This is a genomic window from Thiobacillus thioparus DSM 505, assembly GCF_000373385.1.
GTDB lineage: Bacteria > Pseudomonadota > Gammaproteobacteria > Burkholderiales > Thiobacillaceae > Thiobacillus > Thiobacillus thioparus.
Genome location: NZ_KB891329.1, coordinates 168,898 through 194,614, shown reverse-complemented (window position 1 = coordinate 194,614; position 25,717 = coordinate 168,898). Strand labels below are relative to the sequence as shown.

General features: G+C 61.9%; 25 protein-coding genes. 18 read left to right on the top strand and 7 right to left on the bottom strand.

What is annotated here, in order from left to right:
* The 17 genes from B058_RS18175 to B058_RS18065 all read left to right on the top strand — a co-directional run.
* Nucleotides 1-798 (top strand): RHS repeat-associated core domain-containing protein (locus B058_RS18175; protein WP_211208696.1); only part of this gene is annotated, 798 nt, incomplete at its 5' end.
* A gap of 4 nt (nucleotides 799-802) precedes the next feature.
* On the top strand, nucleotides 803-1,156 hold the full coding sequence (locus B058_RS17600) for a hypothetical protein (protein WP_081616796.1): 354 nt from the start codon (nucleotides 803-805) through the stop codon (nucleotides 1,154-1,156).
* 96 nt (nucleotides 1,157-1,252) lie between these two features.
* On the top strand, nucleotides 1,253-2,758 hold the full coding sequence (locus B058_RS0112645; protein ID WP_018508856.1) for an RHS repeat-associated core domain-containing protein: 1,506 nt from the start codon (nucleotides 1,253-1,255) through the stop codon (nucleotides 2,756-2,758).
* Nucleotides 2,759-2,828: 70 nt separating this feature from the next.
* Complete coding sequence (locus B058_RS17925; RefSeq protein ID WP_157265844.1) at nucleotides 2,829-3,278, top strand: hypothetical protein; 450 nt, start codon at nucleotides 2,829-2,831, stop codon at nucleotides 3,276-3,278.
* Nucleotides 3,251-3,958, top strand: coding sequence for an RHS repeat domain-containing protein (locus B058_RS0112635; RefSeq protein ID WP_018508854.1), 708 nt, complete (start codon nucleotides 3,251-3,253; stop codon nucleotides 3,956-3,958). The genes B058_RS17925 and B058_RS0112635 overlap by 28 nt, the downstream gene beginning before the upstream one ends.
* A gap of 547 nt (nucleotides 3,959-4,505) precedes the next feature.
* A complete protein-coding gene (gene gspG / locus B058_RS0112630) occupies nucleotides 4,506-4,940 on the top strand; it encodes a type II secretion system major pseudopilin GspG (RefSeq protein WP_051082116.1) in 435 nt (144 codons plus the stop codon).
* A 9-nt stretch (nucleotides 4,941-4,949) separates the two neighbouring features.
* Nucleotides 4,950-6,134 carry a type II secretion system F family protein gene (locus B058_RS0112625; protein WP_026240890.1) on the top strand — a complete coding sequence of 395 codons (1,185 nt, stop codon included), beginning with the start codon at nucleotides 4,950-4,952 and terminating at the stop codon, nucleotides 6,132-6,134.
* Nucleotides 6,131-7,807: a GspE/PulE family protein gene (locus B058_RS0112620; RefSeq protein WP_018508851.1), complete on the top strand. Its 1,677-nt coding sequence runs from the start codon at nucleotides 6,131-6,133 to the stop codon at nucleotides 7,805-7,807. Before B058_RS0112625 ends, B058_RS0112620 begins: the two co-directional genes overlap by 4 nt.
* Nucleotides 7,788-8,549, top strand: a complete 762-nt coding sequence (locus B058_RS0112615) for a hypothetical protein (protein ID WP_018508850.1) — start codon at nucleotides 7,788-7,790, stop codon at nucleotides 8,547-8,549. The genes B058_RS0112620 and B058_RS0112615 overlap by 20 nt, the downstream gene beginning before the upstream one ends.
* 3 nt (nucleotides 8,550-8,552) lie before the next feature.
* Nucleotides 8,553-9,068, top strand: coding sequence for a hypothetical protein (locus B058_RS0112610; protein WP_018508849.1), 516 nt, complete (start codon nucleotides 8,553-8,555; stop codon nucleotides 9,066-9,068).
* Complete coding sequence (locus B058_RS0112605; RefSeq protein WP_018508848.1) at nucleotides 9,065-9,598, top strand: GspMb/PilO family protein; 534 nt, start codon at nucleotides 9,065-9,067, stop codon at nucleotides 9,596-9,598. Before B058_RS0112610 ends, B058_RS0112605 begins: the two co-directional genes overlap by 4 nt.
* The gene (locus tag B058_RS0112600; protein WP_018508847.1) at nucleotides 9,595-10,116 is read left to right on the top strand and encodes a lipase chaperone; all 522 of its coding nucleotides are present in this window, start codon (nucleotides 9,595-9,597) and stop codon (nucleotides 10,114-10,116) included. Before B058_RS0112605 ends, B058_RS0112600 begins: the two co-directional genes overlap by 4 nt.
* 1 nt (nucleotide 10,117) lies before the next feature.
* Entirely contained in the window at nucleotides 10,118-12,079 is a 1,962-nt protein-coding gene (locus B058_RS0112595) for a secretin N-terminal domain-containing protein (protein WP_211208695.1), read from the top strand.
* 2 nt (nucleotides 12,080-12,081) lie between these two features.
* Nucleotides 12,082-12,558 carry a type II secretion system protein gene (locus B058_RS0112590; RefSeq protein ID WP_018508845.1) on the top strand — a complete coding sequence of 159 codons (477 nt, stop codon included), beginning with the start codon at nucleotides 12,082-12,084 and terminating at the stop codon, nucleotides 12,556-12,558.
* Nucleotides 12,559-12,562: 4 nt separating this feature from the next.
* Nucleotides 12,563-12,943 carry a type II secretion system protein gene (locus B058_RS0112585; RefSeq protein WP_018508844.1) on the top strand — a complete coding sequence of 127 codons (381 nt, stop codon included), beginning with the start codon at nucleotides 12,563-12,565 and terminating at the stop codon, nucleotides 12,941-12,943.
* Nucleotides 12,930-13,490, top strand: a complete 561-nt coding sequence (locus B058_RS0112580) for a type II secretion system protein (protein ID WP_018508843.1) — start codon at nucleotides 12,930-12,932, stop codon at nucleotides 13,488-13,490. Before B058_RS0112585 ends, B058_RS0112580 begins: the two co-directional genes overlap by 14 nt.
* A gap of 165 nt (nucleotides 13,491-13,655) precedes the next feature.
* Nucleotides 13,656-13,853 carry a hypothetical protein gene (locus B058_RS18065; protein ID WP_018508842.1) on the top strand — a complete coding sequence of 66 codons (198 nt, stop codon included), beginning with the start codon at nucleotides 13,656-13,658 and terminating at the stop codon, nucleotides 13,851-13,853.
* 103 nt (nucleotides 13,854-13,956) lie between these two features.
* Here the strand turns inward: B058_RS18065 and B058_RS17920 are convergent, their stop codons facing one another.
* The 7 genes from B058_RS17920 to B058_RS0112540 all read right to left on the bottom strand — a co-directional run bounded on the left by B058_RS17920 (nucleotide 13,957) and on the right by B058_RS0112540 (nucleotide 24,640).
* Nucleotides 13,957-14,364, bottom strand: coding sequence for a hypothetical protein (locus B058_RS17920; protein ID WP_157265841.1), 408 nt, complete (start codon nucleotides 14,362-14,364; stop codon nucleotides 13,957-13,959).
* Complete coding sequence (locus B058_RS16955) at nucleotides 14,361-17,738, bottom strand: RHS repeat domain-containing protein (protein ID WP_051082114.1); 3,378 nt, start codon at nucleotides 17,736-17,738, stop codon at nucleotides 14,361-14,363. The genes B058_RS17920 and B058_RS16955 overlap by 4 nt, the downstream gene beginning before the upstream one ends.
* Before the next feature lie 12 nt (nucleotides 17,739-17,750).
* Nucleotides 17,751-20,471, bottom strand: coding sequence for an FG-GAP-like repeat-containing protein (locus tag B058_RS17595; RefSeq protein WP_081616794.1), 2,721 nt, complete (start codon nucleotides 20,469-20,471; stop codon nucleotides 17,751-17,753).
* A gap of 166 nt (nucleotides 20,472-20,637) precedes the next feature.
* Nucleotides 20,638-21,198: an RNA 2',3'-cyclic phosphodiesterase gene (gene thpR / locus B058_RS0112555; RefSeq protein WP_018508838.1), complete on the bottom strand. Its 561-nt coding sequence runs from the start codon at nucleotides 21,196-21,198 to the stop codon at nucleotides 20,638-20,640.
* Complete coding sequence (gene ispF / locus B058_RS0112550; RefSeq protein WP_018508837.1) at nucleotides 21,191-21,673, bottom strand: 2-C-methyl-D-erythritol 2,4-cyclodiphosphate synthase; 483 nt, start codon at nucleotides 21,671-21,673, stop codon at nucleotides 21,191-21,193. Before ispF ends, thpR begins: the two co-directional genes overlap by 8 nt.
* Complete coding sequence (gene ispD, locus B058_RS0112545) at nucleotides 21,666-22,367, bottom strand: 2-C-methyl-D-erythritol 4-phosphate cytidylyltransferase (RefSeq protein WP_018508836.1); 702 nt, start codon at nucleotides 22,365-22,367, stop codon at nucleotides 21,666-21,668. The genes ispF and ispD overlap by 8 nt, the downstream gene beginning before the upstream one ends.
* Nucleotides 22,364-24,640, bottom strand: coding sequence for a DNA translocase FtsK (locus B058_RS0112540; protein ID WP_026240888.1), 2,277 nt, complete (start codon nucleotides 24,638-24,640; stop codon nucleotides 22,364-22,366). The genes ispD and B058_RS0112540 overlap by 4 nt, the downstream gene beginning before the upstream one ends.
* A 109-nt stretch (nucleotides 24,641-24,749) precedes the next feature.
* Here B058_RS0112540 and trxB point away from each other — a divergent pair, with 109 nt between their 5' ends.
* Entirely contained in the window at nucleotides 24,750-25,706 is a 957-nt protein-coding gene (gene trxB, locus B058_RS0112535; protein WP_018508834.1) for a thioredoxin-disulfide reductase, read from the top strand.
* The last annotated feature ends 11 nt before the right edge of the window (nucleotides 25,707-25,717 follow it).

Sequence of the window (25,717 nt, the reverse complement as noted above, 5' to 3'; positions counted from 1 at the left end):
GGGATGATCTATTACCGGGCAAGGTATTACGATCCTGCAATTGGACGCTTCATTTCAAGAGACCCGGCGGGGATGCCGGATGGGGTCAATCGGTATGCCTACGTCAACAACAATCCGGTTAACTTCACGGATCCGATGGGGCTGAAATTAAGGAGTGAAGGCGGTCTGCCAGCCAACTACTTCAACATGACCGCTGATGCAGGCTCGTTGAGCAGCGGACGGCAGAGCTTGACCGATGTGCGTGGTGGAATGGGAAGCTTTAGCCCCCAACAGCAACGATGCAGTTCATGTATTCCAATGTCGTCAAATGTCCCTAACCCATTTGACGTACAGGCTAATGCGCTGCAAGCCCCGATGTTCTCACCGGATGATTTGCTTGGTTCGGGGATTTTCAAGGGCGCTGCGGCAGTGGGTGGGCTAGCCGTTGGAGCTATTAAATCGGCTGGAAGTGGAGGCATCGCTGCTGGAGTTAAAGCCTATGAAGTAGGGCTGGCAAATAAACTGAGAACGAATTCATTGCCTAACGACGGATTACAGATCCATCATGTTGGACAAGGAAACCCGATGAGCCAGATTATTCCTGGATATCAATACAACTCGGCTCCGGCAATTGTATTGCCGACTGAAATACATCAGGCGATCCCAACTGTCAGAGGAGCCGTTACGGGTACGGCACGAAGCCAGCTTGCCAAAGATATTCTCGACTTGAGAAGGTACACTGATGCGCCAAACAGCTCACTTAGAGAGTTGATTAACTTAAACAAATCAATGTACCCAGAGTCTTTTAGGAAGCCTTAAATTTATGAACAGCGAAGAATTTGTAGATGGAATTAAACTTTCGGTCAGAGATGCTACGGTTACTGGTGGATTGAGAACCCTAGCTAAACCGGCGGGCCGAAGGCCCCACCAAAATTTAGTGGAAATGTCTAATTGGTTTAATGGGCTCACCGAGCAGGATAAGGCAATGGTGGGGCGAGTAATTAAATACACGGCTGATCTAACTACATTTAGTTTCTTGGCAGTGCTTGATGGCGCGGCTGTTATTGAAGAAAGTCCTGATAAAGGTGATCTCGAACTCTACTATGTAAAGGGCAATGAACGGGTTCGGTTGAATAGGCCTAATAACCCTTTGCACGATATTTTCAATGCAACATAAGTCGGCACACCGAAACAAGACCAGGGCCGCGAGACCTGCGGCATCGACGGCGGCTGGCAGGTCGTCTACGATGCGCTGGGAAGAAGGCAGACGGCGGTGGACAAGGCGGGTAGCCTCACCCTGCCCGCACAGAACGACGCTTACGCCTACGACGCGCTGGACAACTGGACCAAGAAAACCGTCAACGGCGTCGATCAATACGCCGTCTTCGATGCGGCCAACCAGCTGGTCGAGCTACGCAGCGGCAGCCCGACGGGTGCCCTCACCCATGCCTTCGTCTATGACGCCAACGGCAATCTGACCCAGAAGTGTGAAGGCACAGGTGTGAGCCGGACCACGACGACCTGCAGCGGCAGCACCGTCTCCAGCTTCACGTGGAATCCCGATGATCAGCTCATTGCTTTCTACAAGCCCGGCGTCAGCGAGAGCTACCAGTACGACCAGGCCGGTCGTCGGATCGCGAAGACGAGCAATGGCATTACCACCTACTACCGCTATAACGGCGACGACATCGATGCGGAGTACAGTGCGACCTGGAGCGAGACGGCGCGCTATGTGCACGGGCCCAACACGGACGATCCGCTGATGCGGCTCACCGGGCAGACGAACGACCCGAGTGCGAGGGCGGTCTATTACCACCAGGACGGGATCAACAGTGTGGTGGCGACCTCGGATCAATCAGGGAATATCGTGGCGGCGCAGCTGTTCGATGCCTGGGGGAACAGGGTCCAGTCGAGCGGGACGATACAAACCTACGGCTACACCGGCAGAGAGCCGGATGCGACGGGGATGATCTACTACCGGGCAAGGTATTACGATCCGACGCTGGGGAGGTTCATCTCACGCGATCCGGCGGGGATGCCTAACGGCGTCAATCGGTATGCGTATGTAAATAACGATCCGGTCAACAATACCGACCCAAGTGGTGAAATTTGTGTACCTTGTGCATTTGCGGCTGGTGGAGCTTTAGTTAATGTGGCCATGCAGGGTATTCAGGATTATCGAGCAGGCAAACTCAGCTCTGCTGGAACTTATCTGGGAGCTGCCGCATCAGGTGCCGCGGGTGGTGTGGCGCTGCTTTATGGCGGCGGGGTAGCGACAACTGTCGCCTATGGCAGTGCTGGTGCACTTGTAGGAAACTTTATTCAGCAAAACGTTGATATGGCCACCGGTGCACAAAAAGGTGGCTACAGTGTAAGGAGTGCAGTCACAGCAACCGTGGCAGGTGGTGTAGCCGCTGGCGTGCTGAAACCTTTTGCAGGTGTGATCAAGCCGAAATACGCGTCAACAGCGCAAGGCCTGATGACCAAATACGCGAACGGCACGATTTCACGAGTGGCTCCCAAAACGGCGACGAAGATGGTTCCTTCCGTCATGGTTCGGGAAAATACCGTACCGGAAGGGCTACTCAGCGATGCACTGCAGAACGGGGCCAATCAAGTCAGATCTTCACCTGCAAATGGTAGTGGCAATGCTTACTCGGGCTCCAACAGCGGTAGTCAGAACATGTCGAGCTTTGCCCAATTGAGTGCTCCGCCGAGCCCGACCCTCGGCAGTGGAAATTACTCGAGTGGCGGTTACAGCATGCTGAGATCGAAGTAACCAATATGATCGTGAAAATACTGACAGGCGACCATGCCAAGGGCTATCCCCTTGGTGGCTTAGAGTAAACATGATTTCTACTCCGAAGCACATGCTGCGAACCTCTAGGCAGGCATCTTGGTTTTTAGTGGGTATACCTGCTGTGTCATTAGCTACTGTATTGCTTCCAATAGCTATGGGTATACCTTTGAATTCTGGCTCATGGGTTGCAACCACCACAATAGCGATCCTGTTGATAACCGCCATTCTTTTGGTTAAAACCACCACCTTGTCGCTAACCCAAGATGCGATAACTTACCGATCGCTCTTGCGCAGAGTGCATATCGATTTGACGGATGTCGTCAAAGTGGAGTGCGCATTCAGCTTTGTTGCTTTCAGCTACAAACCCTATCAACGCATCGTCATCACCGTTCAGAATAAGTCTAGTGATAAAGAGATTATTTTGAATGGCGGCCTGTTTGATCAACGTGAAATCAAGAAATGGGTTGATGCATGTCACTCCGTTCTGCACAGAAAATAGGCGGCCGTGCTCCGGTCACCTGCAACAAGTACGACACTTTGGGCCGTCCGGTCGAACTGTGGGCCGGCAGCACCCTCAATCCGGCAGCACCCTGCGACATGAGCGGCACCGATCCCGATCTGAAGCAGCAGACCGCCATCGTCTACAACGACTTCGGCTGGAAGGTGAAGGAGACCGACCCCTTGGGTCACGTCTGGACCTGGAGCTACGACCGCTTCGGCAATGTGCTGGAAGCGACCGACGCCAGGAACCAGAAGACGCAGATGACCTGGGCCACCGGCCACCAGCTGCAGAGCCGCACGGTGCGCGACGCCAACGGCAACGTCTACCGCACCGAAACCTTCACCCGCAATGCGCTGGGCCAGCCCACCCGCATCGAGGTCAGGAACGGCAGCGGCAACCTCATCGCCGGGCAGGAAACCGCCTTCGACGCCGCGCATCGCGTGACCCGTCTGACCGACACCCGCCCCGGCACCTCGGCCAAGGCCCGCAGTTTCGCCTGGAGCCCGGGCGGGATGCTGAACACGATGCAGGATCAGAACGGCGCCCGCACCGACTATCTCTACGATCCGGTCGGCAATTTGATCGGCATCTGGGGACCCAACTTCGACTATCTCGCCTTCACCCATGACGCGGGCGGACACCTGACGGAAAAGTGGAACCCCAACGGCATCGGCTGACGGATATCCTGGGTAAGCCAATAAAAACGATTAGCTGAAGCTGAAAACGCCAGTTCAGCTTGCCACACAAAAAACCTCGTGCTAAGTTCGCTCCCATAATGAGAACTGGCGCTTATACGCTGGTCGATCTGCGGAAAACAACATAATAAGTGTTATGAATGCAGCCAGGGAGGGCCGCATGAGCTATCGTTTTTCCGTCGATCCTGCGCCGTTTCCGCTTATTCAGTCTGCCAGTTCAGCTAACAATGCCCCCGGCACCCCGGCTCAGTTTGTCCAGCCTCTAAATCCCGCCCGGGAATACTTTTCCCGTCACGCTACTCCGATCCGTTCAGGGCAAGCCATCGAGCGATGGCGGAAGCATCCATGGCAGCCATCTGGCTACGCAAGCAGCTGGGGCGCCAGAATCCGGTTTCAATCAATATGTAACATGCGTCTGTTTCAATTCAGTTCCGTGACAGGTAGTCCTTTGCCAATTACCTGGAATAAGCAGCATTCGTCCCTAAAAAATTGCTTGTCATTCGGTAAGCCATCACACAGAGGTCAGATTGTGTTTCCATTCATCGCGACACCCGGCCCCAGCCGCAACCGCGGCTTCACCCTCCTTGAGCTCCTGGTGGTGCTGGTGATCCTGGGTTTGCTGGCCGGCTATGTGGCGCCGAAGTATTTCGCCCAGATCGGCAAATCCGAAGTGAAAACCGCCAAGGCGCAGATCGTCGCCCTGGAAAAAGCGCTCGACCAGTATCGGATCGACACCGGCCGCTATCCCAACACCGAGCAGGGACTGGCCGCGCTGAATGCCAAGCCGGCGGACGAGCCGCACTGGGATGGTCCTTATCTGAAAAAGGCGGTGCCCAACGATCCCTGGGGCAAGCCGTATCAATACAAGATGCCCGGCGAACACGGCGAGGTGGATATCTTCTCCTTCGGCCGCGACGGCACGTCGGGCGGCAGCGGCGAAGACGCTGACATCGGGAACTGGTAAAGCCGCCTCATGCGTTATCGCATAAAAGCCTTGCACCCCGGCACGGGGGTGACGGCCACGACGGTGGAGGCGCTCGACGAGGCCGAGGCCACCGCACGGCTGCAGCGCGATGGCGCGCAGGTGTTGTCCATCGTGGCCGAACGCGGTCGGTGGCTGGCGGGGCGAGGCGCGCGCTTTCCGCTGCTGCTGTTCACGCAGGAACTGATCGCGCTGCTGGAGGCCGGGTTGACGTTGACCGAAGCCCTGGAAACCCTGGGCGAGAAAGAGAGCCGGACCGAGTCGCGCCAACTGATTGAACGCCTGCTCGCCACCATGCGCGAGGGACGCCCGTTTTCGACGGCACTGGCCATGCAGGGCGAGGCGTTTCCGCCGCTGTATGCCGCTACCGTGCGCGCGGCGGAAAGCACGGGCGACCTCTCGCCGGCGCTGGCCCGCTATGTCGGCTACCAGAACCAGATCGACGCGGTGAAGAAGAAAGTCCTGTCGGCGTCGATCTATCCGCTGCTGCTGATCGGCGTCGGCACGCTGGTGATCGGGTTTCTGCTCGGTTACGTCGTGCCGCGTTTTGCTTCAGTCTATGCCGACGCCGGGCGCGACCTGCCGTGGATGTCGAAGATGCTGCTGGCCTGGGGCGAAGCGGTCGAGGCGCACGGCATCTGGATATTGCTGGGGGCGGTGACCGGGATTGCCGGTTTCGTTCTGGCACTGGCACAGCCCGCCACGCGTGCCGCCCTCACCCGTCTGGCCTGGCGTACCCCGGCGATCGGCGAACACCTGCGCACCTTCGAGCTGGCGCGCTTCTACCGCAGCCTTGGCATGCTGCTGACTGGAGGCATCCCGATCGTGTCGGCGCTCGGCATGGTGTCGGGCCTGCTCACCGCGCATCTGCGCAGCGGCGCCGCCGTGGCGATGGATGCGATGCGGCGCGGCGAATCCATCTCCGCCGCATTCGCGCAGGGCGAGCTGACCACGCCGGTCGCCGCCCGGCTCCTGCGCGTCGGCGAGAAAAGCGGCCGCATGGGCGAGATGATGGAGCGCATCGCGATCTTCCACGACGAGGAGATGGCGCGCTGGGTGGACTGGTTCACCCGCCTGTTCGAACCCTTGCTGATGGTGTTCATCGGCCTGACGATCGGCCTGATCGTGGTGCTGCTTTATATGCCGATCTTCGATCTGGCAGGGTCGATCCAGTGAACGCCCCCCACCCCACTCTCACCGCCGACACACTGGCCAGCCTGCGTCAGGCGGCGAACGCTGCTGGCCAGGCCGTGATGCTGTGCCTGCAGGAACAGTTCGGACTCGATGCCGATGCCACGCTGCATCTGCTGGCGGCCCACTGCCGTCTGCCCGCTTTCGACATGGCTGCGTTGAATGCGCTGGCGGTCGATTTCGGCAAGCTGGGTTTCAACGAAGCTGGCCGGCGGCATTGCCTGGTCGCACACGATGCCAAGGGGCAACTCTGGCTGCTGCTGATCGATCCCTGGGACAACACGAGCCGCGCCTATGCCGGCCACGTGCTGGGGCTGCCGTTCAAGACCGGCCTTACGCACCCCGCCGACCTGGCGGCGCTGCTGGCACGCCACGAGGAAGGCCTGCGCGCGATGGAAGGCGTAGGCGGCAGCGGCACACAGGTCGTGCAGGATTCCGGCGCCGAGGCCCTGTCGTTCGCCAGCATCGCCGAGGACGCCAGCCCGGTCGTGCGGCTGGTGCGCTCGACGCTGTACGACGCACTGAAAGCCGGGGCCTCCGACATCCACCTGGAAACCGATGCGCGCGGCCTGACGGTGAAATACCGCATCGACGGCGTGCTCTCGCACATCGCCCACGCGCCGGGCACCGAGGTGGCCGAACAGGCGATCTCGCGGATCAAGGTCATGGCCGAACTCGACATCGCCGAACGTCGGGTGCCCCAGGACGGCCGCTTCAAGGTGTCGATGCAGGGCCGCGAAGTCGACGTGCGCGTTTCGATCATGCCGAGCGTGTTCGGCGAGGATGCGGTGCTGCGGATCCTCGACCGGCAGGCACTGTCCGAGGAACTCTCCGGGCTGACGCTGGAAGGCCTCGGCTACGCCGGCGCGACGCTGGCGCGCATCCGCAAACTGGCGGCCGAGCCCTACGGCATGCTGCTGGTGACCGGGCCGACGGGATCGGGCAAGACCACCACACTGTATGCGGCGATCTCCGAGATCAACCATGGCCGCGACAAGATCATCACCATCGAGGACCCGGTTGAATACCAGCTGCCGGGCGTGCTGCAGATTCCGGTCAACGAGAAGAAGGGCCTGAGCTTCGCGCGCGGCCTGCGCTCGATCCTGCGCCACGACCCCGACAAGATCATGGTCGGCGAGATCCGTGATGCCGACACCGCGCAGATCGCGGTGCAGTCCGCGCTCACCGGGCATCTGGTATTCACGACCGTCCATGCCAACAACGTGTTCGACGTCATCGGCCGCTTCATCCACATGGGCGTCGATCCCTACAGCTTCGTCTCGGCGCTCAACGGCATCGTGGCGCAGCGCCTGTTGCGGGTGAACTGCCCGCATTGCGCCGCGCCGGTCGTGCCCGCCGACGACCTGCTCGAATTGTCGGGGCTGACGCGCGAGAAGACCCGCGACTATGAATTCCGCCAGGGCAGCGGCTGCGGCCACTGTCGCGGCAGCGGCTACAAGGGTCGCCGTGCCATTGCGGAAATTCTGCTGCTGACCGATGAACTGCGCGAGCTGATCGTGGCGCGTGCGCCGATCGGGCAGATAAAGGAAGCCGCCGCGCGCGGCGGCACGCGTAGCCTGCGCGACGCCGCGCTCGCGCTGGTGAAGTCGGGCGACACCACCCTGGAGGAGATCAACCGTGTCACGCTGGTCGGCTGATTCCCTGCGCATTGCGCTCGCGCCTGGCGAGGCAGCCCTGCTGCGCCCGCGCGGCACGCCCGCCAGCCGCGTACTCGCCACGGGTGAGCGCAATGCGTCCAGCCTGCTGCCGCTGCTGGACGAGGCGCTCACCGATCCGGATTGGCATGGCCGGCGGGTCGAGGTGGTGCTGTCGCAGCATTTCGTACGCCACGTGCTGACGCCGCCGCCCGGCAGGACGCTCTCGCGTGCCGAGGAACGCGCGCTGGTCGGTGCCAGTCTGCGCAATATCTACGGCGATGAAGCCCTGCAGTGGAACGTGCAGGTACTCAGCCAGCCACCGCGGCATGGTCTGGTCGGTGCCGCGATGGACGCATCGTTCATCCAGCAACTGGACGCCTTGCTGGCGCGCCACGGGTTTCGCGAGGTGGCAATCCGTCCGCTCGCCAGCATCGCGGCACCGCGGTTGCCCGGCAAATTTGCAGGCTGGTGGGCGCTGGCCGAACCCGGCTGGCTGACGCTGTTCGGCAGCGCGAACGGCGTCTGGCACCACCTCGGCGGCCAGCCGGTCGGCGATGACTGGATCGACGCCCTGCCCGACCTGATAGAGCGGGAAGCCGCATCGGCCGGCCAGGTCTTGCCGTCCGCAGTCTGGATCCAGGCCGTGGGCACCGGTCCGGTCCTGAAACCGGCTGCCGGAGACTGGCAGATGCTGCCGCACGACCCCGACATCCACGGCGCCCTGGCATTGGCAGGCATCTAAACGATGGCGCGGCTCGATTTCGACTTTCACCCACGTCCCACGCGCCCCGGCATACTGGGCATCGTGCTGGCGCTGGCCGGCGTGGCCGTCATGGCCTGGGTCTGGATGAACCTGCAGGCGGCGCACGCAACCGAGGCCAGGCTGGCGATGCAGATCGCCGCCCTCGAAAAAAGCCAGTCGCGACCGGCTGTCCACCCCGTCAAGCGCACGGACGACGCGGCCCAGCGCACCCGGTCGCAAGTCTCGGCGCAGCTTGCCTATTCCTGGCAGCCTGCATTCGAGGCCCTGGCAGCCGCGCGCAGCGGCAAGATCGCGCTGGTCTCGCTCGACGCGGTGCAATCCACCTCGCGTCTGAAACTGGTGACCGAAGCGCGGCATCTGGCCGATGCGATCGCCTTCATCGACGCACTGCAACAACAGCCGGGAATCCGGCGCGTCGAACTCCTCCAGCACGAACTGCAGGCCGACGATGCGCAGAAGCCGTTGCGCTTCAACATCCTGGTGGAGCTGGGCGCATGAACGGCTGGCTATGGCATCTGAGGCAATGGGGACGCCGCCTGGGACCCGCCGGTCTGGCCGGCCTGGGTCTGCTGGGGGTTGCATTGCTGCTGCAGACGATCCAGGTCGCGTCGCTGCAGCAGACAGTCCGCACGCAGCAGGTCCGTCTGGCCGCGTTGCAACAGACTGCCGCCCGACAGGCGGCCACGCCGCTGCCTCCCCCTCCTGCCAATCCGTTGTCCCTGTTGCCGCCGACAGGCGAAGCAGCGCAACTGATCGGCGAACTGGAACGCCTGGCCCGCCTGCATGGGCTGGAACTGCCGCGCGGCCAATACAGCGTGTCGTCGCTGACGGGTACCTCCCTGCAACGCTGGCAACTCGCGCTGCCGGTGAAGGCGGCATACCCCGACCTGCATGCCTTTCTTGCGACGGCACTGGAACGCCTGCCCAACCTGACGCTGGACGAACTGAAGCTGAAGCGGGAGCGGATCGAATCCGCAGAATTGCAGGCGGAGCTGCGCTTGAGTCTGTTCGTGGAGGCGGCGCCATGACCGACAAGGCCCGGCGTTCTGTCCTGTTTGTCGCGCTCGCAGGGGTGGCCGCATGGTCCATCTGGCTGGCGATCAATGATCGATCAAATGACGATGCAGGCGATCGAATCGACGTGACCGAGCCTGTGGCGCATGCGCCCCGCCCTGTCCGCGCAGCCCAGGCGCCGGCGCCTGTCGCAGTTCGGGAAAAGCCCCGGGAGTCAGAACCGCGGCTGGCCCTGTCGCACGCCAACCTGTTTCCAGTACAGACCTGGTACGTCCCGCCTCCGCCACCTCCCCCGCTACCCTATGTACCGCCGCCTCCGCCCCAAGCGCCGGCCCTGCCCTTCGGCTACATGGGCCGCTGGCAGGAAGCTGGGCAGACCACGTATTACCTGGCGCGTGGTGCCGTGCCGGTCAGCGTGCACGCGGGCCAGGTACTCGACGGCGTGTGGCGGCTCGAACCCGTGACCGGCGGCATGCTGAATTTCACTTACCTACCGCTGAACCAGACGCGCAGCCTGCGCACAGGAGATTGAGTTGCAACGCACCCATAATGTTTGCCTGTCTGCAGTGTTCCTCGCGCTCAGCCTCGCCGGCTGCGCCAGCACCGGGCTGACCGAAGGCCGCAAGCTGATCGACGCCGGACAGCCCGAGGCTGGCATTGCCCGACTGCGTACAGGCATGGTCGAGGAGCCCGGCAATATCAAGCTGAAGGCCTATTACCACACCCAGCGCGAGCGCATCGCCAGCCAGCTGCTCACCCAGGCCCAGGCAGACCTCGACGCCGGACGCTTCGATGCGGCGGAAGCCGCGCTGAACAAGGTGGTGGCGATCCATCCCGAGAACCCGCGTGCGCACACCCTGCTGGACAATCTGGCCACGGCGCGCCAGAACCAGACGCGCCTGCAGGCGGCAAGCGAGGCGTTTACGGCGGGCCGCCTCGACGAAGCGGAACAGACCGCGCGCCTGATCCTGGCCGAATCCCCCGGCCACGCCGGCGCGCAGGCGCTGCTACAGCAGATCCAGGCTGCGCGCACGCCGGACGAACTCAAGCTGCCGGAACTCGGCGCGGCCTACCGCAAGCCAATCACGCTGGAGTTCCGCGATGCGCCGCTGCGCAGCGTGTTCGACATGATCTCGCGACAGTCGGGCCTCAATTTCATTTTCGACAAGGACGTGCGGACGGACACCAAGGCCACGCTGTTTGCCCGCAACACGCCGATCGCCGATGCGGTGGACATGCTCCTGATGACCGGCCAGCTGGCCAAGAAAGTGGTCAACGCCAATACGCTGCTGATCTATCCCGACCAGCCACAGAAACAGAAGGCCTACCAGGACCTGATGGTGAAGAGTTTCTATCTGGGCAATGCCGATGCCAAGGCCACCATGGCCATGCTGCGTACGCTGGTCAAGACCCGGGACATGTATGTCGACGACCGGCTGAATCTGCTGGTGATGCGCGACACGCCCGACGCCATCCGGCTGGCCGAGAAGCTGGTCGCGGTGCAGGACCTGGCCGAACCGGAAGTGATGCTCGACGTCGAGGTGCTGGAGATCAAGCGCGGGCGGCTGCTCGACCTGGGTATCCAGTATCCCAACCAGTTTTCCCTGCTGAACACCATCACCACCGCCACGGCCACCTCGTCGACCGTCGGCGCGCCGGTAGTCACCACCAACACCACGCTGTCGCCGCTGCCGCTGACCGTGGACAAGCTGCGCCACCTCACCGGCGCCGACATCGCGATGAACAACCCGCAGGTCAACCTGAAGAAGGAGGACAGCGACGTCAACATCCTGGCCAATCCGCGCATCCGCGTGAAGAACCGCGAGAAGGCCAAAATCCACATCGGCGACAAGGTGCCGGTCATCACCTCCAACACCACGTCGACCGGCGTGGTGTCGGAATCGGTGTCCTACCTGGACGTGGGCCTGAAGCTCGACGTGGAGCCGACGGTGCTGATGCGCCAGGACGTGCAGATCAAGGTGGGGCTCGAAGTCTCCAACATCGTGCGCGAAATCCGCAGCAACAACGGCACCCTCACCTACCAGATCGGTACCCGCAACGCAGGCACCACGCTGCGCCTGAAGGACGGCGAAACCCAGGTGCTGGCCGGGCTGATTTCGGACGAGGACCGCAGCAGCGCCAGCAAGATCCCCGGGCTGGGCGACCTGCCGCTGCTGGGACGGCTGTTTTCCAACCATCACAACGAGCGCAACAAGACCGAGATCGTGCTGTTGATCACGCCGCGCGTGCTGCGCAGCGATTCCACCCGCCAGCCGGCACTGACCGAATTCCGTGGCGGCACCGAAAGCGACATCGGCGGTGGCGGCGCGAACCTGTCGTTCCGGCCCGGTGTGGACCGTCTGCCACCTGTCCCGACGCCCCAGCCTGCCGACATCCCTCAGGCTGAGCCGGCCGCCGAACCCGCGACGGCACCGGATGCCGCGCCCGCGATCCCCGTCCCGCAGATTCCGCCACCGCCGGCACCGGACAACTAGGCATGGCGCGTCGCAGCAAGGGATTCAGCCTGATCGAGTTGATGGTCACCCTGGCCATCCTCGCGCTGCTCGCCAGCATGGCCGTGCCGTTCGCCCAGCTGGTGCAGCAGCGCCACAAGGAAACCGAATTGCGCGACGCGTTGCGGCAGATCCGCACGGCGCTCGACGCCTACAAGCAAAGCGTCAAGGAAGGCCGCGTCGATTCGCCTGCCGACGGCAGCGGTTACCCGCCCGATCTCGACGTGCTGTGGCAGGGCGTGGCCGACAAGACCAAGCCGGACGCCACGAAGATCTACTTCATCCGCCGCTTGCCGCGCGACCCCTTCTATCCCGACTCAGCCGCCCCGCCGGCCACCACCTGGGGCCTGCGCAGCTACGCAAGCCCGCCCGACACGCCCGCGCCGGGACGCGACGTGTTCGACGTGTATTCGCTGTCGCCCGCCACGGGTCTGAACGGCGTGCCATATCGGGAATGGTGAAATCATGCTGAAACGGATACGACGCGGATTCACCCTGGTCGAGCTCATGGTCGTGATGGCCATCATCGCGCTCTTGCTGGCGCTGGCGCTGCCGCGCTACTTCAAGCACCTGGACATGTCCCGCGAAACCATCCTCAGGCAGGATCTCGCCATCATGCGCGACGCCATCGACAAATACCATGGCGACACCGGCCGTTACCCGGACAGTCTCGACGCCCTGGTCAGCGCACGCTACCTGCGCTCGCTCCCCGTCGACCCGATCACCGAGCGCCCGGACACCTGGCAGATCGTGGCGCCCTCGAGTGACGACGCCGGAGCGATGTATGACATCAAGAGCGGCGCGCCGGGGACGGCGCACGACGGCAGCGCCTATGCCGACTGGTAAGCCTGCGCAATCCGGCTTCACCTACCTGTTCGTGCTGATGCTGGTCGCGCTGATCGGCATAGGCCTGGCCGCCGCGGGCACCCTCTGGCACACCGAATCGCAACGTGAGCGCGAAGCCGACCTGCTGTTCATCGGCGACCAGTACCGCCAGGCCATCCGCAGCTACTACGAACTCGATCCCGCGCAGCCGCGCCTGCCGCAAAGCCTCGACGACCTGCTGGAAGACAACCGCCGCCCCAACGTCGTGCGGCACCTGCGCCGCGCCTGGCGCGACCCGTTGACCGGTCGTCCGTTTATGCTGATCCGCGAACCCGACACGCAGGGCATCGCCGGCGTGTACAGTCCGGCGCCAGGCCATCCTTTCAAGAATGCGGGGTTTGCAGCGAAAGACGAGGCGTTCAAGGATGCGAAGAGCTATGCCGAATGGCGCTTTGTTTATTCTCCGGCCTCCGCTGTCGCGGCCGCTGGGACCTCGCTTCAGAAACCGCCCGAGTCACGTGTGACCCCGGCACCGAGAGCGGGTAATGCGGGGCGCCGATTGGAGTGATTCTCAAAATGCGCAGATACCCGGGTATGGGTAGCGGCAACAGCATATTCGAGACGCCTCATCCAGCGCGTCATGAAAAAACAGACAGCTTGGCTTTTCGGTTAGTACCCCGCTGGTTGATTTTGCCGACATCGAATACCTCCAGCGCCTGAAGGAAATCTGAGCATGCCTTTTGATCGCGGTAACCGCACCTACTATTTCAGCGATGATCGCCTGCGCGTTTTTCGCGCGCTATCGCCCGCGGACAACTGCGCTGGGTGGAGCAATTGGCGGCATTCCTTCGATTGGTTCAGCCTGTGGAAAGCGCCGCAGCCAGCAAAGCCGGAAAACAGGATCGTCCTGCATAGACTGGCAAACCGTTAGAAAATGATATTCAAGGCCGGTGGATAGTACGAAATACCAGGGTCAGTTCAGTCTGACCACATTTATTCAACCCCATTTATTCACGCATTCAGTGACGCATTTCTTACTCGGCGTCCGGCATCCACCGATACCCGCGCTTAATCAAACACAAGACATAATGATCGCTATAGCCGTTTCTTCCGCGACCGCCTTCGCCAGCGAATCTTGCGGTTTCGATGCCATTAAGAAACCACTGTTCTTCAGGGTTCAAGGGAGCATCGCTGAACTTGTCCGCCCATTTCATACACTCTTTGATGTCTTCATAAGACTGACTGGATGTAATCCCTACAGGGGGTTTGAGTGTTCCCAAGTTATGAGGTATCGCGCAGCCAGCGATCAGTTGGGAACCAACGAGCAGCAGGGCAAAAAGTTTGCAGCCGCGCCACCAATCTGCCCGTGACGGCGGCACATCAATTGGCGATCTCGAGAGCATCGACATAGGTTCAAATCTTAAAATCCGAATAGTATTCAACGGGTCCACCTTCCGACATCCAGATATAGTCTCGACACATCGGGAATCTGCGCAGCCTCTGCAAACGCCGCAGCAGGAAGCATGGTGCTCATGCTCCAAATATTGAACAACGTATCGCGCGCCACGCCGTGGGATACCCACATGCCATTATCTGAATACGCCCAGCTATTCCCCCAATCGTGCACCTTGGAAACACCGTTAAAAAACTGCCGGATCGGTCTGACACCCCACCAGGCATTGTCCATGCCTTTTGGCTCTTGCGTCATATTCAAACCAGCAAGAAGTGACCAGTCAGTGCCAAGCGATCCATCAGCATTGACGGGCGGTCTTCCGCCGTAGGTGAACAACTCACCAGAATCCGGATCTCTCAACGTATTGCCAGACCTCGCGGAAGAGGCATTGGTCGACGCACGCATGGCGTCAAACGACCACGACCCCAAGGAGAAATAAGCATTAGTCCGGAACCCATCCGCGAAGCTCCCGCCCGTCGCCGCCGAACTCGTGCCGCCCGCGAGGCTGGTGGCGGCGACGCGTTCCACGTTCCACGGACTGCCCCCCTGGCCATTGATGCCTCCATAAGCCAACGCCACTGGCCCGGTAATCGCGCCCCCAATCGCACCATATTTTGCCCCCTGAAGAATGCCTTCCGGACCGTTGTAAATGCCACCCGTAATTCCACCAACGGCCGCACCTGACGCAGCCCCCGCTGCAATAGATGAAATCCAGAGACTTCCTGCCATGGGCATCGAACCAGTCGCGGCCAACGTGGCATTGAACACGGAATTAAAAATCATAGGTCCGATATTCCACGCAACCGCGATCACCACTACCGGCTTAACCACCTTATCGCGCCACCAACTCCACTTCTTCCCGAAGATCTTGAAGTAGCCTGTTGGATCCGTGAACCCCATCGGATTGTTGTTCACATAGCTGTATCGGTTCAGGCTCTGCAGATCGAACGGATTGTCGACCGTCGGATCCGCGCTGACGAAGCGGGAGAGCACCGGGTCGTACAGTCGCCCGTTCATGTGCGTCAGCCCGCCGTCGAGCATTTCATGCGCCGTATGCCCCTGACGGGTGGCGTTGATTCCCGTGTTGTTGCCGTAGGTCAGGGTCTGCTTGCCCCAGGCGTCATAGCGGAAACGGGTCAGCACGACGCCTGCGCTGTCGGTGACCGCGGTGATCGACCCCTGGGTGTCGCTGTGGAAATAGCGCGTCTGCGCCGCAGGCGCAGTGCCGCTGCTGACCTCGAAGGTGAGCACCTCGCCGATGGCACGTCCCGCCCCGTACAGGGTGACCCGGTGCTCGACGGTGCCGCTGGTGTACAGGGTCCGCTCGTAGTGCCCACCATGATGCACGCTGGGGTTCAGGTACCAGGTCGTGCGGCCGGATGCGACCATCTTGTAGCGGTCGTGCTCGGGCGTATAGAGCCAGCTCTGGGTCTGTCCGGACTGGGTCAGGCTGGCGGGCATGTTCCAGGCGGTCCAGGTGACGGAACGCCCGGCACCGCTGGTAAGGTTGCCGTTGGCGTCGTAGGCGTAGCCGAGATTCGCCGGCCCGCCGGTGACAGCGGTGACGGCATGTTTATGCAGGACATCGCCGTAGGTGTAATTGCCGACGCCGGTCTTGCTTGTGATGTTGCCCAGAGCGTCGTAGACCAGCGTCTGGCTGGAAGCGACGCCGTCGATCGTGGAATCGATCTGCGTCAGACGGTTGATCGCATCGTAGCCGCCGCGGATTTCGAGCTGGTTGCCCGGACCGTCGGCGTAGATCGCGACATTGCCGATCGTGTCGTAGACATAGGCCTGCCCCTGGATCTGCTGGCCACCCGCGGTATTCGCGACGATGTTCTGGATGCGGCCGGTGTCGGCCGCATAGCTCCGCTCGGTGACGATGCCGTTGCCGGTGGTTTCGCGGATGGCGTGGCCCTCGGCGTCCATGGTGTTGAGCTGCCAGTAGAGCGCATTGGTGGCGGCGTTGCGGACTTCGGCGACGTAGCCGTAGGCATTGTAGACGGTCTTGAGGGTGAGGCCGTTGGGGTAGCTCTGCTGCGACGCCCGGCCGAAGGCATCGTAGGTGACGCTGCTAAAGAACAGGGGATTGCCCGCACCCAGATTGGACAGGGTGGACTGCGGTCGCCCCAGCGTATCGTAGGTATGGGTACGAATATAGCCCGCACTGGTCTGGGCGGTATGCAGCTTGCCCTTGCCGTAGGCAGCGGTGTCCCAGGCCCAGATGCTGGTGAGTCCGGGTTCAATGCGCTGGGTCATGCGGCCGAGCGCGTCGTAGCTCATGGTTGCGACCTGGTTCTTGGCGTCGGTCTGCTTCACCAGTTCGCCGAGGACGTTGTACTCGTAGGTCCAAGTGCCCAGATCGGGGTCGGTCGTCTGGATCTTGCGGCTCCGTAAATCGTAGAGGTTGACGATGCTGTTCCCTGCCGGATCGGTGGTGCGGGCGAGGTTGCCGAAGGGGTCGTAGGCGTAGGTGGTGACGTTGCCCATGGCGTCGGTGACGCTGACCTTCTGGCCCTGGCTGTTTTTGACCTCGGTGGTGACCTGGCCCTTGCGGTTGGTGCGGGCAATCGTCAGGCCGTTGTAGTCGACGCTGAGCGCGGGGGTGTCCGGCACGTCGGGCTCATAGACCTTGACGACGCGGCCGAGGTCGTCGTATTCGCTGGTGACCCAGTACACGGTCTGGCCGGCGAAATAGGGACGCGACACTTTCTGTACGCGGCCTGAATTGTCGTAGACAGTGTCCTTGTAGATCCAGCTGCCGTCGAAGCCCTGGGTGGCGGTGCGCAATTTGCGGTTGAGGCTGTCGAAGTAGTCGACGGAAACCGGAGCGATCTGGGTTCCGGCCCCGAACACCTGGGTGACGATGCGATAGACGCCATTGGCGGGACAGGCGGCGTCGCACACGTCGTAGGTCCAGACGGTCTGCGTGCCGTCGGCCCGATTCTCCCGGGTCTTGCGGCCGAAGCCGTCGTACTGCCAGGTGGTGGTGAGGTTGTTGGGGCCAGTGAGACTGGTGACGGCGCCAAAGCGGGGATCGAAGGTCTTGGTTTCGGTGTGGCCGAGGGCGTTGGCAACAGTAAGGGGGAACTGGCCGTCGGCATCCCAGGTGGTCGTCGTGGCACGGGTCGCGATGGCGGCGGTGCCGGTGGCCGGGGAGCTGACGGTAACAGCCGTACGGTTGCCGAAGGTGTCGTAGGCATAGGTCGTGTCGAGCCGCATCTGCGGCTGGTCGGGCTCGATGGTTTCCTTGACCAGGAGGCCGGTGACGGGGTCGTACTCAAACGAAGAGGTACGGGTCAACTGCGCACCCCAGGCAGGCAGGGTCAGCGCCAGAATCAGGCTCAACAATACGCTACGCATGGTCCCTTCCCCTTATGGCGTGACGCTGGTGACGGCGCTGCGGCGGAGCCGCCCGAGGAACCAGCGATTGGCGTCGATGATGTTGTCGTAGGTATTGGTGGTGGTCTTGTTGTAGCCCCCGCCTGAGTCGACGGCGATGGCGGTGGGGTTGCCCCAGGCGTCGTACTGGGTGTCGGTGACGACGGTGGAGATCAGCCCGCCGGTGAGCTCGTAGCTGGATTCGACGGTATGCGTCGGCAGGGACTGGTGCCAGGTGGGGCTGATGCCGGTGTTGAGCAACTGGTTGGTGTAGGTGATGAGGCTTTGGCCCAGGAGGACGCCGCTGTCGGTGAGCTTCTGGGTGCTCAGGGGCTGGCCCTGGTAGGGGTAGTCCTGGCGGTAGGTGGTGGTGGAACGGATGTGCGCCTGGGGGTCATGGACGGTGACCTGACGGAAGCCGAGGAAGCCGCCGCCGAGAAGATGCGATTTGGCGCCGGCGTAGCTGTAGTCGGTGGAATAAGTGCCACCGATGCCGTCGCTCACCGCTACGCTGGAGACGACGTACAGCGGGGATTGCACATCAACATACGGGTAAACAGAACCCGCGTCCTTGGTGTAGACCGAACTGGCGGTCAAAGGGGCGTAGGTGACGGTTGTGCTGGTGCCTAGGCCAGTAGTAACTGAGGAAATCGTATCGGGGAATTCCCCACCAGACAGGGTTGTATGCCAAGTACTGCCGCTTACATATCCAGTTAGATCAGTCTTTCCATCACCATTAAAGTCGCCCACCTTAGTATTGGCGGTTGTGGCGTTTGATCCAGACCAAATACCACAGGTAAAAGCTGTACCAGAGGATAGGCAGACGTTCCACGACGCAGACCCCAGAGAGGCTGCGATATCGGATTTTCCATCTCCATTGAAGTCGCCAACCTTTGTGTCGGCAGAAGTTGCACTTACACCGCTCCAGTTATCACATGCAAATCCTACGCCCGTCGAAAGGCAAACATTCCAGGTAGTACCCGATACGTATTGCGCGAGATCCGTGAGCCCGTCACCATTAAAGTCCGCTACGACGTTGTTGGACGCGCCTCCACTATGCCCAAGCCAAGTGGAACACGAGAAGCCACTACCGGTAGACAAGCACACATTCCAGTTGCCATTACTCGTATAACCAGCCAAGTCCGTTTTTCCATCGCCGTTAAAATCGCCCGAAACAGTGTTGTTTATGCTTACAGTAGGCCCACTCCAAATGCTGCAACTGAACGATGTTCCGGTTGACGTGCAAATTTTCCATTGGGAATTAGGCTGCCAAAGTGCCCAATCTGATCTGCCGTCACCATTAAAATCGCCGATTAGACGATCATTCATCAGTGATGGATCACCATACAGTAATACCCCTGATGCCCAAGTCGAACAGGTGAAAGACGAGCCTGTATTGAGGCAAACGAGGGCATGATAGGCAAAGAGGGGGGGTCTATCCCAAAACGACAGTTGTTGAATTCCATATCCCGCCACATCCGCCTTGCCATCGGCATTAAAGTCGCCAAGGATGGGGGCGGCTAAAGAACCCGCATTCCATGCAGCACAGCTGTAATTGCTCCCATTCGAGGTGCAAACATAAAAGGGGGCTATGCCATATCCCCCGCTCGCGCTATAACCGAGAAGATCGTCTTTCCCATTTCCGTCGAAATCGCCTACAAGAGTTTGTGCGGCACCATTTGCGTGACCGATCCAGTTCCCGCTGCCTTGAGCGGTGAAATTGCCGTCAGCGACCGTCAACGTTTTCCAATCTAACGTCGTAGGAAAAAGACAATTTCCGAGTGAATCGCATTCACTTAAAGTTACTAATCTGGAACGCCCAGCACTCCCAAGTGTGTCATACGCCAACCGATAGTCCTTGACGACGTTATTCCCCGCATAGGTCTGCACATTCGTAAGCCTGACCGTGGTCTTATTGACCGATCCCACCTGATACAGCGGTGTGATGTCCGGTCTCGCCTCGTATACGAATCGCACAGAGTTGCCCGGTGTCTTGCCCGCGTTGCCGTTGCCGGTGTAGTCGATCCGATCCGGGTAATACTGCCCGTTGGGGGTGTCTTCGATGTAGCTGACGGTGAGGGTGTTACCGACGGTGTCGGCAAGTTTGTTCAGACTCCACAGCATGACTTCGCTCTTGCCCTGGGCTTCGATCCGGGAATCGGCGGTGTTGCCGTATTCAAAAATCTGACCGCTCTTGGTCCAGACTTTCCACCAGGCAGGACCGCTGCCCTGGCTGCCGTAGCTGACGATGCGGCTGTAGCTTTCGCTTTCGGTGCGGTATTCGGTGGCATCGGCGCCATAGGTGCCGCTGACTGCAACAAGACGCTGGCCGTCGAGGCAGTACCGGTCGTTGGCGTTGTAGTTGACGCCACCGATGACGCCATCCTGGACCATGGTCTTGGGGCAGCGATGGATGACGGAAAGCCCGGCGAGGCTCCAGCCCATGCCAAGCAGGCCATTGCCGCCCTGGCTGTTGTAGCTAAGGCTGAGCTTGGGCTCGATGCCGGCGGTGCCCGGCGGAACGGCGATGGGGATGGTGTAGGTGAAGGCGCCGCTGGGGCTGACCTGGTGGCTGCCGGGGGTGGCGCCGACTGCGGTAGCGTATGCGGACGGCGCGAACGACGCCGGTATTAAGACGATCAACCCGAACAGAGCGATGATGCGTTCGAAGACTCGTCCAGGCGAGGGACGACAGACGGCAAAACTGAAGGACATGCGGCTCTCCCAAAAGCTGCACTGGTTAATTGTTTTTCAGTTTTCCGCAAAGGTGGCCGACGTGCTTTGCATCGGCCTGTATGGATGGGGCGAAACTTACAGGGTGCTTTTTGAGTGTGTCAAGTGAAATCTGATGACGGCCCAGTTTTATGCCGGTTGCCGGGGATCATCGATCCAGGAACCAGCGTCTGATCACCTCGTAATGCGCGCCATCCGGTTCGGTGACAGACTTTACCAGCACGAAATCGCTCACTGGCCAGCGTACCGGCGCACATGCAGGGATTTCGCCGCCCGCCGATTTGCGCAGCAGCGTGACATGCGGCACATGTGGCCGCGCATCGACGGGGAAATCGGCGGCCTGCAGGGCGGTATTCAGTGTGCCGACCAGATCGAGGTGCTGCGGCGGCGCCTCGTTCGCACCCAGCCAACCGATGCGGTTGTGGCGCCAGTAGCCGGCTTGGTCGAGGATCAGTTCAAATGCGCGTGACTGGACGGTGTCGGCGCAGGCGAACAGCGCATCCAGTCGATCGACCGGTGTGCTGCCGAGAAAGGCCAGGGTGATGTGCAGGGTGTCGGCGCGCATGCGTCGGCCCCCCCAGTGCTGGTGCAGCCATTTGCCCGTGCGGTTCAACGCGTCGCGGGTGGCGCCGTCGGGCCACAGGGCGAAGAATAAACGCAGTGTTCCCGGCTGGACCGGGCGGGGTTCGGTCTGGCCGGATTCAGTCACGCGCGATCAGGCACACCGCCTCGGCGGCGATGCCTTCGCCGCGTCCGGTGAAGCCGAGCTTTTCGGTGGTGGTCGCCTTGACGTTGACGCGGTCGATGGCCACACCTAGGTCGTCCGCAATATGCGCCGTCATGCGCGCGATGTGCGGCGCCATCTTGGGCGCCTGCGCGATGATCGTGGCGTCGACGTTGCCGACGCGCCAGCGACGTTCCTGCAACTGTTCGGCGACGCGGCGCAGCAGGATGCGGCTGTCGATGCCGGAAAACGCGGCGTCGGTATCGGGAAAATGGCGGCCGATGTCACCCAGCCCGGCCGCACCCAGCAGCGCATCGCAGATCGCGTGCAGCAGCACATCGGCGTCGGAATGGCCGGCCAGCCCGAGTTCATGGGGAATGTCGACACCGCCGATGATGAGCTTGCGGTTCTCGGCGAAGGCATGCACGTCGAAACCGTGGCCGACCCGGATGTCATTCATTCAGCTTCCCCAGAATCAGGCCGGCCAACTCCAGGTCCTGCGGATAGGTGACCTTGAGGTTGCGGCTGTCGGACTCGACCAGCCGCGGCTGCAACCCGAGTTGCTCGATGGCCGAGGCCTCGTCGGTCATGTCGCTGCCGGCGGCCCGCAGCGCTTCGACGAGCTTGCCATGGCGGAACATCTGCGGCGTTTGCGCCTGCCACAGGCCGGCGCGCGGCACGGTGGCCTCGGCGCGTGCGCCATTTGATGTGTCGGCTGCGGCCCGCTTGAGGGTGTCGGCCACCGGCACGGCAAGCAGGCCGCCCACGGGATCATCCGCCACTTCATCCAGCAACTTGCCCAGCATGTCGTCCGGCAAACAAGGACGCGCGGCGTCGTGCACCAGCACCCAGTCGTCCGCTGCACATATATTCGACATGGCCTGCAGCCCGTTCAGCACCGTTTCGGCACGGGTCGTGCCGCCGCACCGCAGCACCTCGATGCGTTCTTCCCAGCCCTGCCACGCGTAGTTGTTCCAGCGCTTGTCGGTGGGCGACAGCACGACAAAAATTTTCGAAAGACGCGGCTCGCGCGCCAGCACCATCATCGCGTGCGCGATCATGGGTACGGAATTGAGATCCATGTACTGCTTCTCGATCGCCCCGCCCATGCGTGAGCCCGAGCCGGCTGCGGGAATCAGTGCGTAAAAATTCATGCGTCGCCTCCGGGCGCCAATACGTCGCGGTTGCCGTTCGATTGCATAGCCGACACGAGTCCGGCGCGCTCCATGTCCTCGATCATGCGCGCGGCGCGGTTGTAGCCGATGCGCAGCTGGCGCTGCACCGACGAGATCGACGCGCGGCGTGACTTCAGCACATAGGCCACGGCCTGGTCGTAGAGCGGGTCGGCTTCCGCGGCCGCCTCGCCGAATTCACCCCCGCCCTCACCCGCTTCTTCCGGCGACTCGAGCACGCCTTCGATGTATTCCGGTTCGCCCAGCGACTTCAAATAATCGACGACGCGATGCACTTCGTTGTCCGACACGAAGGCGCCGTGCACGCGCTGCGGCAGGCCGGTGCCGGGTGGCAGGTAGAGCATGTCGCCCTGCCCCAGCAGCGCCTCGGCGCCCATCTGGTCGAGGATAGTGCGCGAGTCGATCTTGCTCGACACCTGGAACGCGATCCGCGTAGGAATATTCGCCTTGATCAGGCCGGTGATGACGTCGACCGACGGCCGCTGCGTCGCCAGGATCAGGTGAATGCCTGCGGCTCTGGCTTTCTGCGCGAGGCGTGCGATGAGTTCCTCGACCTTCTTGCCGACCACCATCATGAGGTCGGCGAGTTCGTCGATCATCACCACGATCATCGGCATGGTTTCGAGCGGCTCCGGGTTGTCGGGCGTCAGGCTGAACGGGTGGGTCAGCGGCATACCGGCCTTCTTGGCGTCGCGCACCTTCTGGTTGTAGCCGGCGAGGTTGCGCACGCCCACCGCCGACAGCAGCTTGTAGCGGCGCTCCATTTCGCCGACGCACCAGTTGAGCGCGCTGGCGGCCTGCTTCATGTCGGTGACCACCGGTGCCAGCAGGTGCGGGATGCCTTCATAGATGGAAAGCTCGAGCATCTTGGGATCGACCATGATCATGCGCACGGCGGACGGATCGGATTTGTACACCAGCGACAGGATCATCGCATTGACGCCGACTGACTTGCCGGAGCCTGTCGTGCCCGCGACCAGCAGGTGTGGCATTTTTCCCAAATCCGCCACCACCGGGTTGCCGGCGATGTCCTTGCCGAGGGTGATGGTCAACGGGCTGGCGCTGTCGTGATAGGCCTTGGAGCCGAGAATCTCGCTCAAACGCACGATTTGCCGCTTTGGGTTGGGAATCTCCAGCCCCATGGTGTGCTTGCCAGGGATCGCTTCTACCACGCGGATGCTGATCACCGACAGCGTGCGTGCCAGGTCCTTCGCCAGGTTGACGATCTGGCTGCCCTTCACGCCGGTCGCGGGCTCGATCTCGTAGCGTGTGATCACCGGGCCGGGCGAAGCCGAGACGACCTTCACCTCGACGCCGAATTCGGCGAGCTTGCGCTCGATCATCAGCGAGGTGAACTCCAGCGCCTCAGGGCTGGCGGTTTCCACCGCCTCGTCGGCGGGATCGAGCAGATGCAGCGGCGGCAGCGGCGAATCGGGCAGATCGGAGAACAGCGGCGCCTGTTTTTCGGTGACGGCACGTTCGGATTGCGGCACCTCCTTCACCACCGGCTCGATGCGGATGGGCGGCGCTTCGACGCGCTTCTTCTTTTCCACCGACACTTTCGCTTCGCGTTTCAGCTGCGCCGCCTCGCCCAGCTTGCGGTCGCGGTAGGCTTGCCAGGTCCGGATCGATGTCCACCAGGCCCATTCGACCCCCGCGCCGGTTCGCTCGGCCATGGTCAGCCACGACACGCCGGTGAACAGGCTGAACCCCACGGCCATCAGCAGCAGCAGGACCAGCGAACCGCCGGTGAATCCGAGCAGCGCACCCGCAGTCGCGCCCAGGCCCGCGCCCAGCACGCCGCCATGCGCATCCGGCAGCGCCACCGCCCAATGCCAGGTGCGCAGCCATTCGATGCCGGTGCTGCCCAGCAACAGCAAACCGAACCCGCCCAGCCTGAACCAGCGCTGACGCCCGCCTGTCAGCGGGGTTTCATCGAGATGACGAAAGGTATGAGTGACATAGGCCGCCGCCAACACCACCCACCACCAGGCCGACATGCCAAACAGCATCAACAGCAGATCCGACAGCCACGCGCCAACGCGCCCGCCCAGATTGCGCAGCGGACCGCCGTCGCCAGTGGTGCTGAAGCCCAGGTCGGCCGAGTTGTGGGTAAGCAGGATTGCCGCCAGCAGTAGCGCCGCACACCCCACCAGCAAGGCACGGGCTTCGCGCAGCAGCCTTTGCATGCGCGGCGACAAGGGAGTCGAAGAACGGGAAGCAGGGCGCGCCATGGGAACTTAAAGACCAAAAGTGGACCTGATTATACCGGGCTGACAGCATGGAAATGCCGTCGCCAAGATTGGTTAGAATAGTGCCCTTTCCCCCACGGCTGATACAGACATGAGCACCGCACACCACAAACTCATCATTCTCGGTTCCGGCCCCGCCGGCTATTCGGCTGCCGTGTATGCCGCGCGCGCCAATCTCTCTCCAGTCGTCATCACCGGCATGCAGCAGGGCGGGCAGTTGATGACCACCACCGACGTCGACAACTGGCCGGCCGATGTCGACGGCGTGCAGGGCCCCGAACTGATGGACCGCTTCCAGCGCCACGCCGAGCGCTTCAAGACCGAAATCATCTTCGACCAGATCCATACCGCCAAGCTGACCGAGAAGCCGTTCACCCTGATCGGCGATTCCGGCACCTATACCTGCGATGCGCTGATCATCGCCACCGGCGCCTCGGCCATGTATCTCGGCCTGCCGTCGGAACAGGCGTTCATGGGCAAGGGCGTGTCGGGCTGCGCCACTTGCGACGGCTTTTTCTACAAGAACCAGGACGTCGCCGTGATCGGCGGCGGCAACACCGCCGTTGAAGAAGCGCTGTATCTCGCCAACATCGCGAAACACGTCACCGTGGTGCACCGCCGCGACACCTTCAAGTCGGAGAAGATCCTGGTCGACCACCTGATGGAGAAGGTCAAGGAAGGCAAGATCAGCCTCGAACTCGACCACACGCTGGATGAAGTGCTGGGCGACAAGACCGGCGTCACCGGCATGCGCATCAAGAGCACGAAGGACGGCGCCGCCAAAGACGTCGCGCTGACCGGCATCTTCATCGCCATCGGCCACAAGCCCAACACCGCCATCTTCGAAGGCCAGCTTACGCTGGAAGGCGGCTACATCGTCACCAAGGGTGGCAACAAGGGCAACGCCACCGCCACCAATATCGAGGGGGTGTTCGCCGCCGGCGACGTGCAGGACCACATCTACCGCCAGGCCGTCACCAGCGCCGGCACCGGCTGCATGGCCGCGCTCGATGCCGAACGTTACCTGGACGCCCTCGGCAAACCGTAACGGAGCCATGC

Coding starts and splice junctions, on each gene's coding strand:
- B058_RS0112610 (WP_018508849.1), top strand. CDS start 8,553: ATGGCGCGGCTCGATTTCGACTTTCACCCACGTCCCACGCGCCCCGGC.
- B058_RS0112590 (WP_018508845.1), top strand. CDS start 12,082: ATGGCGCGTCGCAGCAAGGGATTCAGCCTGATCGAGTTGATGGTCACC.
- B058_RS0112605 (WP_018508848.1), top strand. CDS start 9,065: ATGAACGGCTGGCTATGGCATCTGAGGCAATGGGGACGCCGCCTGGGA.
- ispD (WP_018508836.1), bottom strand. CDS start 22,367: ATGAATTTTTACGCACTGATTCCCGCAGCCGGCTCGGGCTCACGCATG.
- B058_RS0112625 (WP_026240890.1), top strand. CDS start 4,950: ATGCGTTATCGCATAAAAGCCTTGCACCCCGGCACGGGGGTGACGGCC.
- trxB (WP_018508834.1), top strand. CDS start 24,750: ATGAGCACCGCACACCACAAACTCATCATTCTCGGTTCCGGCCCCGCC.
- B058_RS0112600 (WP_018508847.1), top strand. CDS start 9,595: ATGACCGACAAGGCCCGGCGTTCTGTCCTGTTTGTCGCGCTCGCAGGG.
- B058_RS17925 (WP_157265844.1), top strand. CDS start 2,829: ATGATTTCTACTCCGAAGCACATGCTGCGAACCTCTAGGCAGGCATCT.
- B058_RS17595 (WP_081616794.1), bottom strand. CDS start 20,471: ATGTCCTTCAGTTTTGCCGTCTGTCGTCCCTCGCCTGGACGAGTCTTC.
- B058_RS0112635 (WP_018508854.1), top strand. CDS start 3,251: ATGTCACTCCGTTCTGCACAGAAAATAGGCGGCCGTGCTCCGGTCACC.
- B058_RS16955 (WP_051082114.1), bottom strand. CDS start 17,738: ATGCGTAGCGTATTGTTGAGCCTGATTCTGGCGCTGACCCTGCCTGCC.
- B058_RS0112585 (WP_018508844.1), top strand. CDS start 12,563: ATGCTGAAACGGATACGACGCGGATTCACCCTGGTCGAGCTCATGGTC.
- B058_RS0112580 (WP_018508843.1), top strand. CDS start 12,930: ATGCCGACTGGTAAGCCTGCGCAATCCGGCTTCACCTACCTGTTCGTG.
- B058_RS17600 (WP_081616796.1), top strand. CDS start 803: ATGAACAGCGAAGAATTTGTAGATGGAATTAAACTTTCGGTCAGAGAT.
- B058_RS18065 (WP_018508842.1), top strand. CDS start 13,656: ATGCCTTTTGATCGCGGTAACCGCACCTACTATTTCAGCGATGATCGC.
- B058_RS0112540 (WP_026240888.1), bottom strand. CDS start 24,640: ATGGCGCGCCCTGCTTCCCGTTCTTCGACTCCCTTGTCGCCGCGCATG.
- ispF (WP_018508837.1), bottom strand. CDS start 21,673: ATGAATGACATCCGGGTCGGCCACGGTTTCGACGTGCATGCCTTCGCC.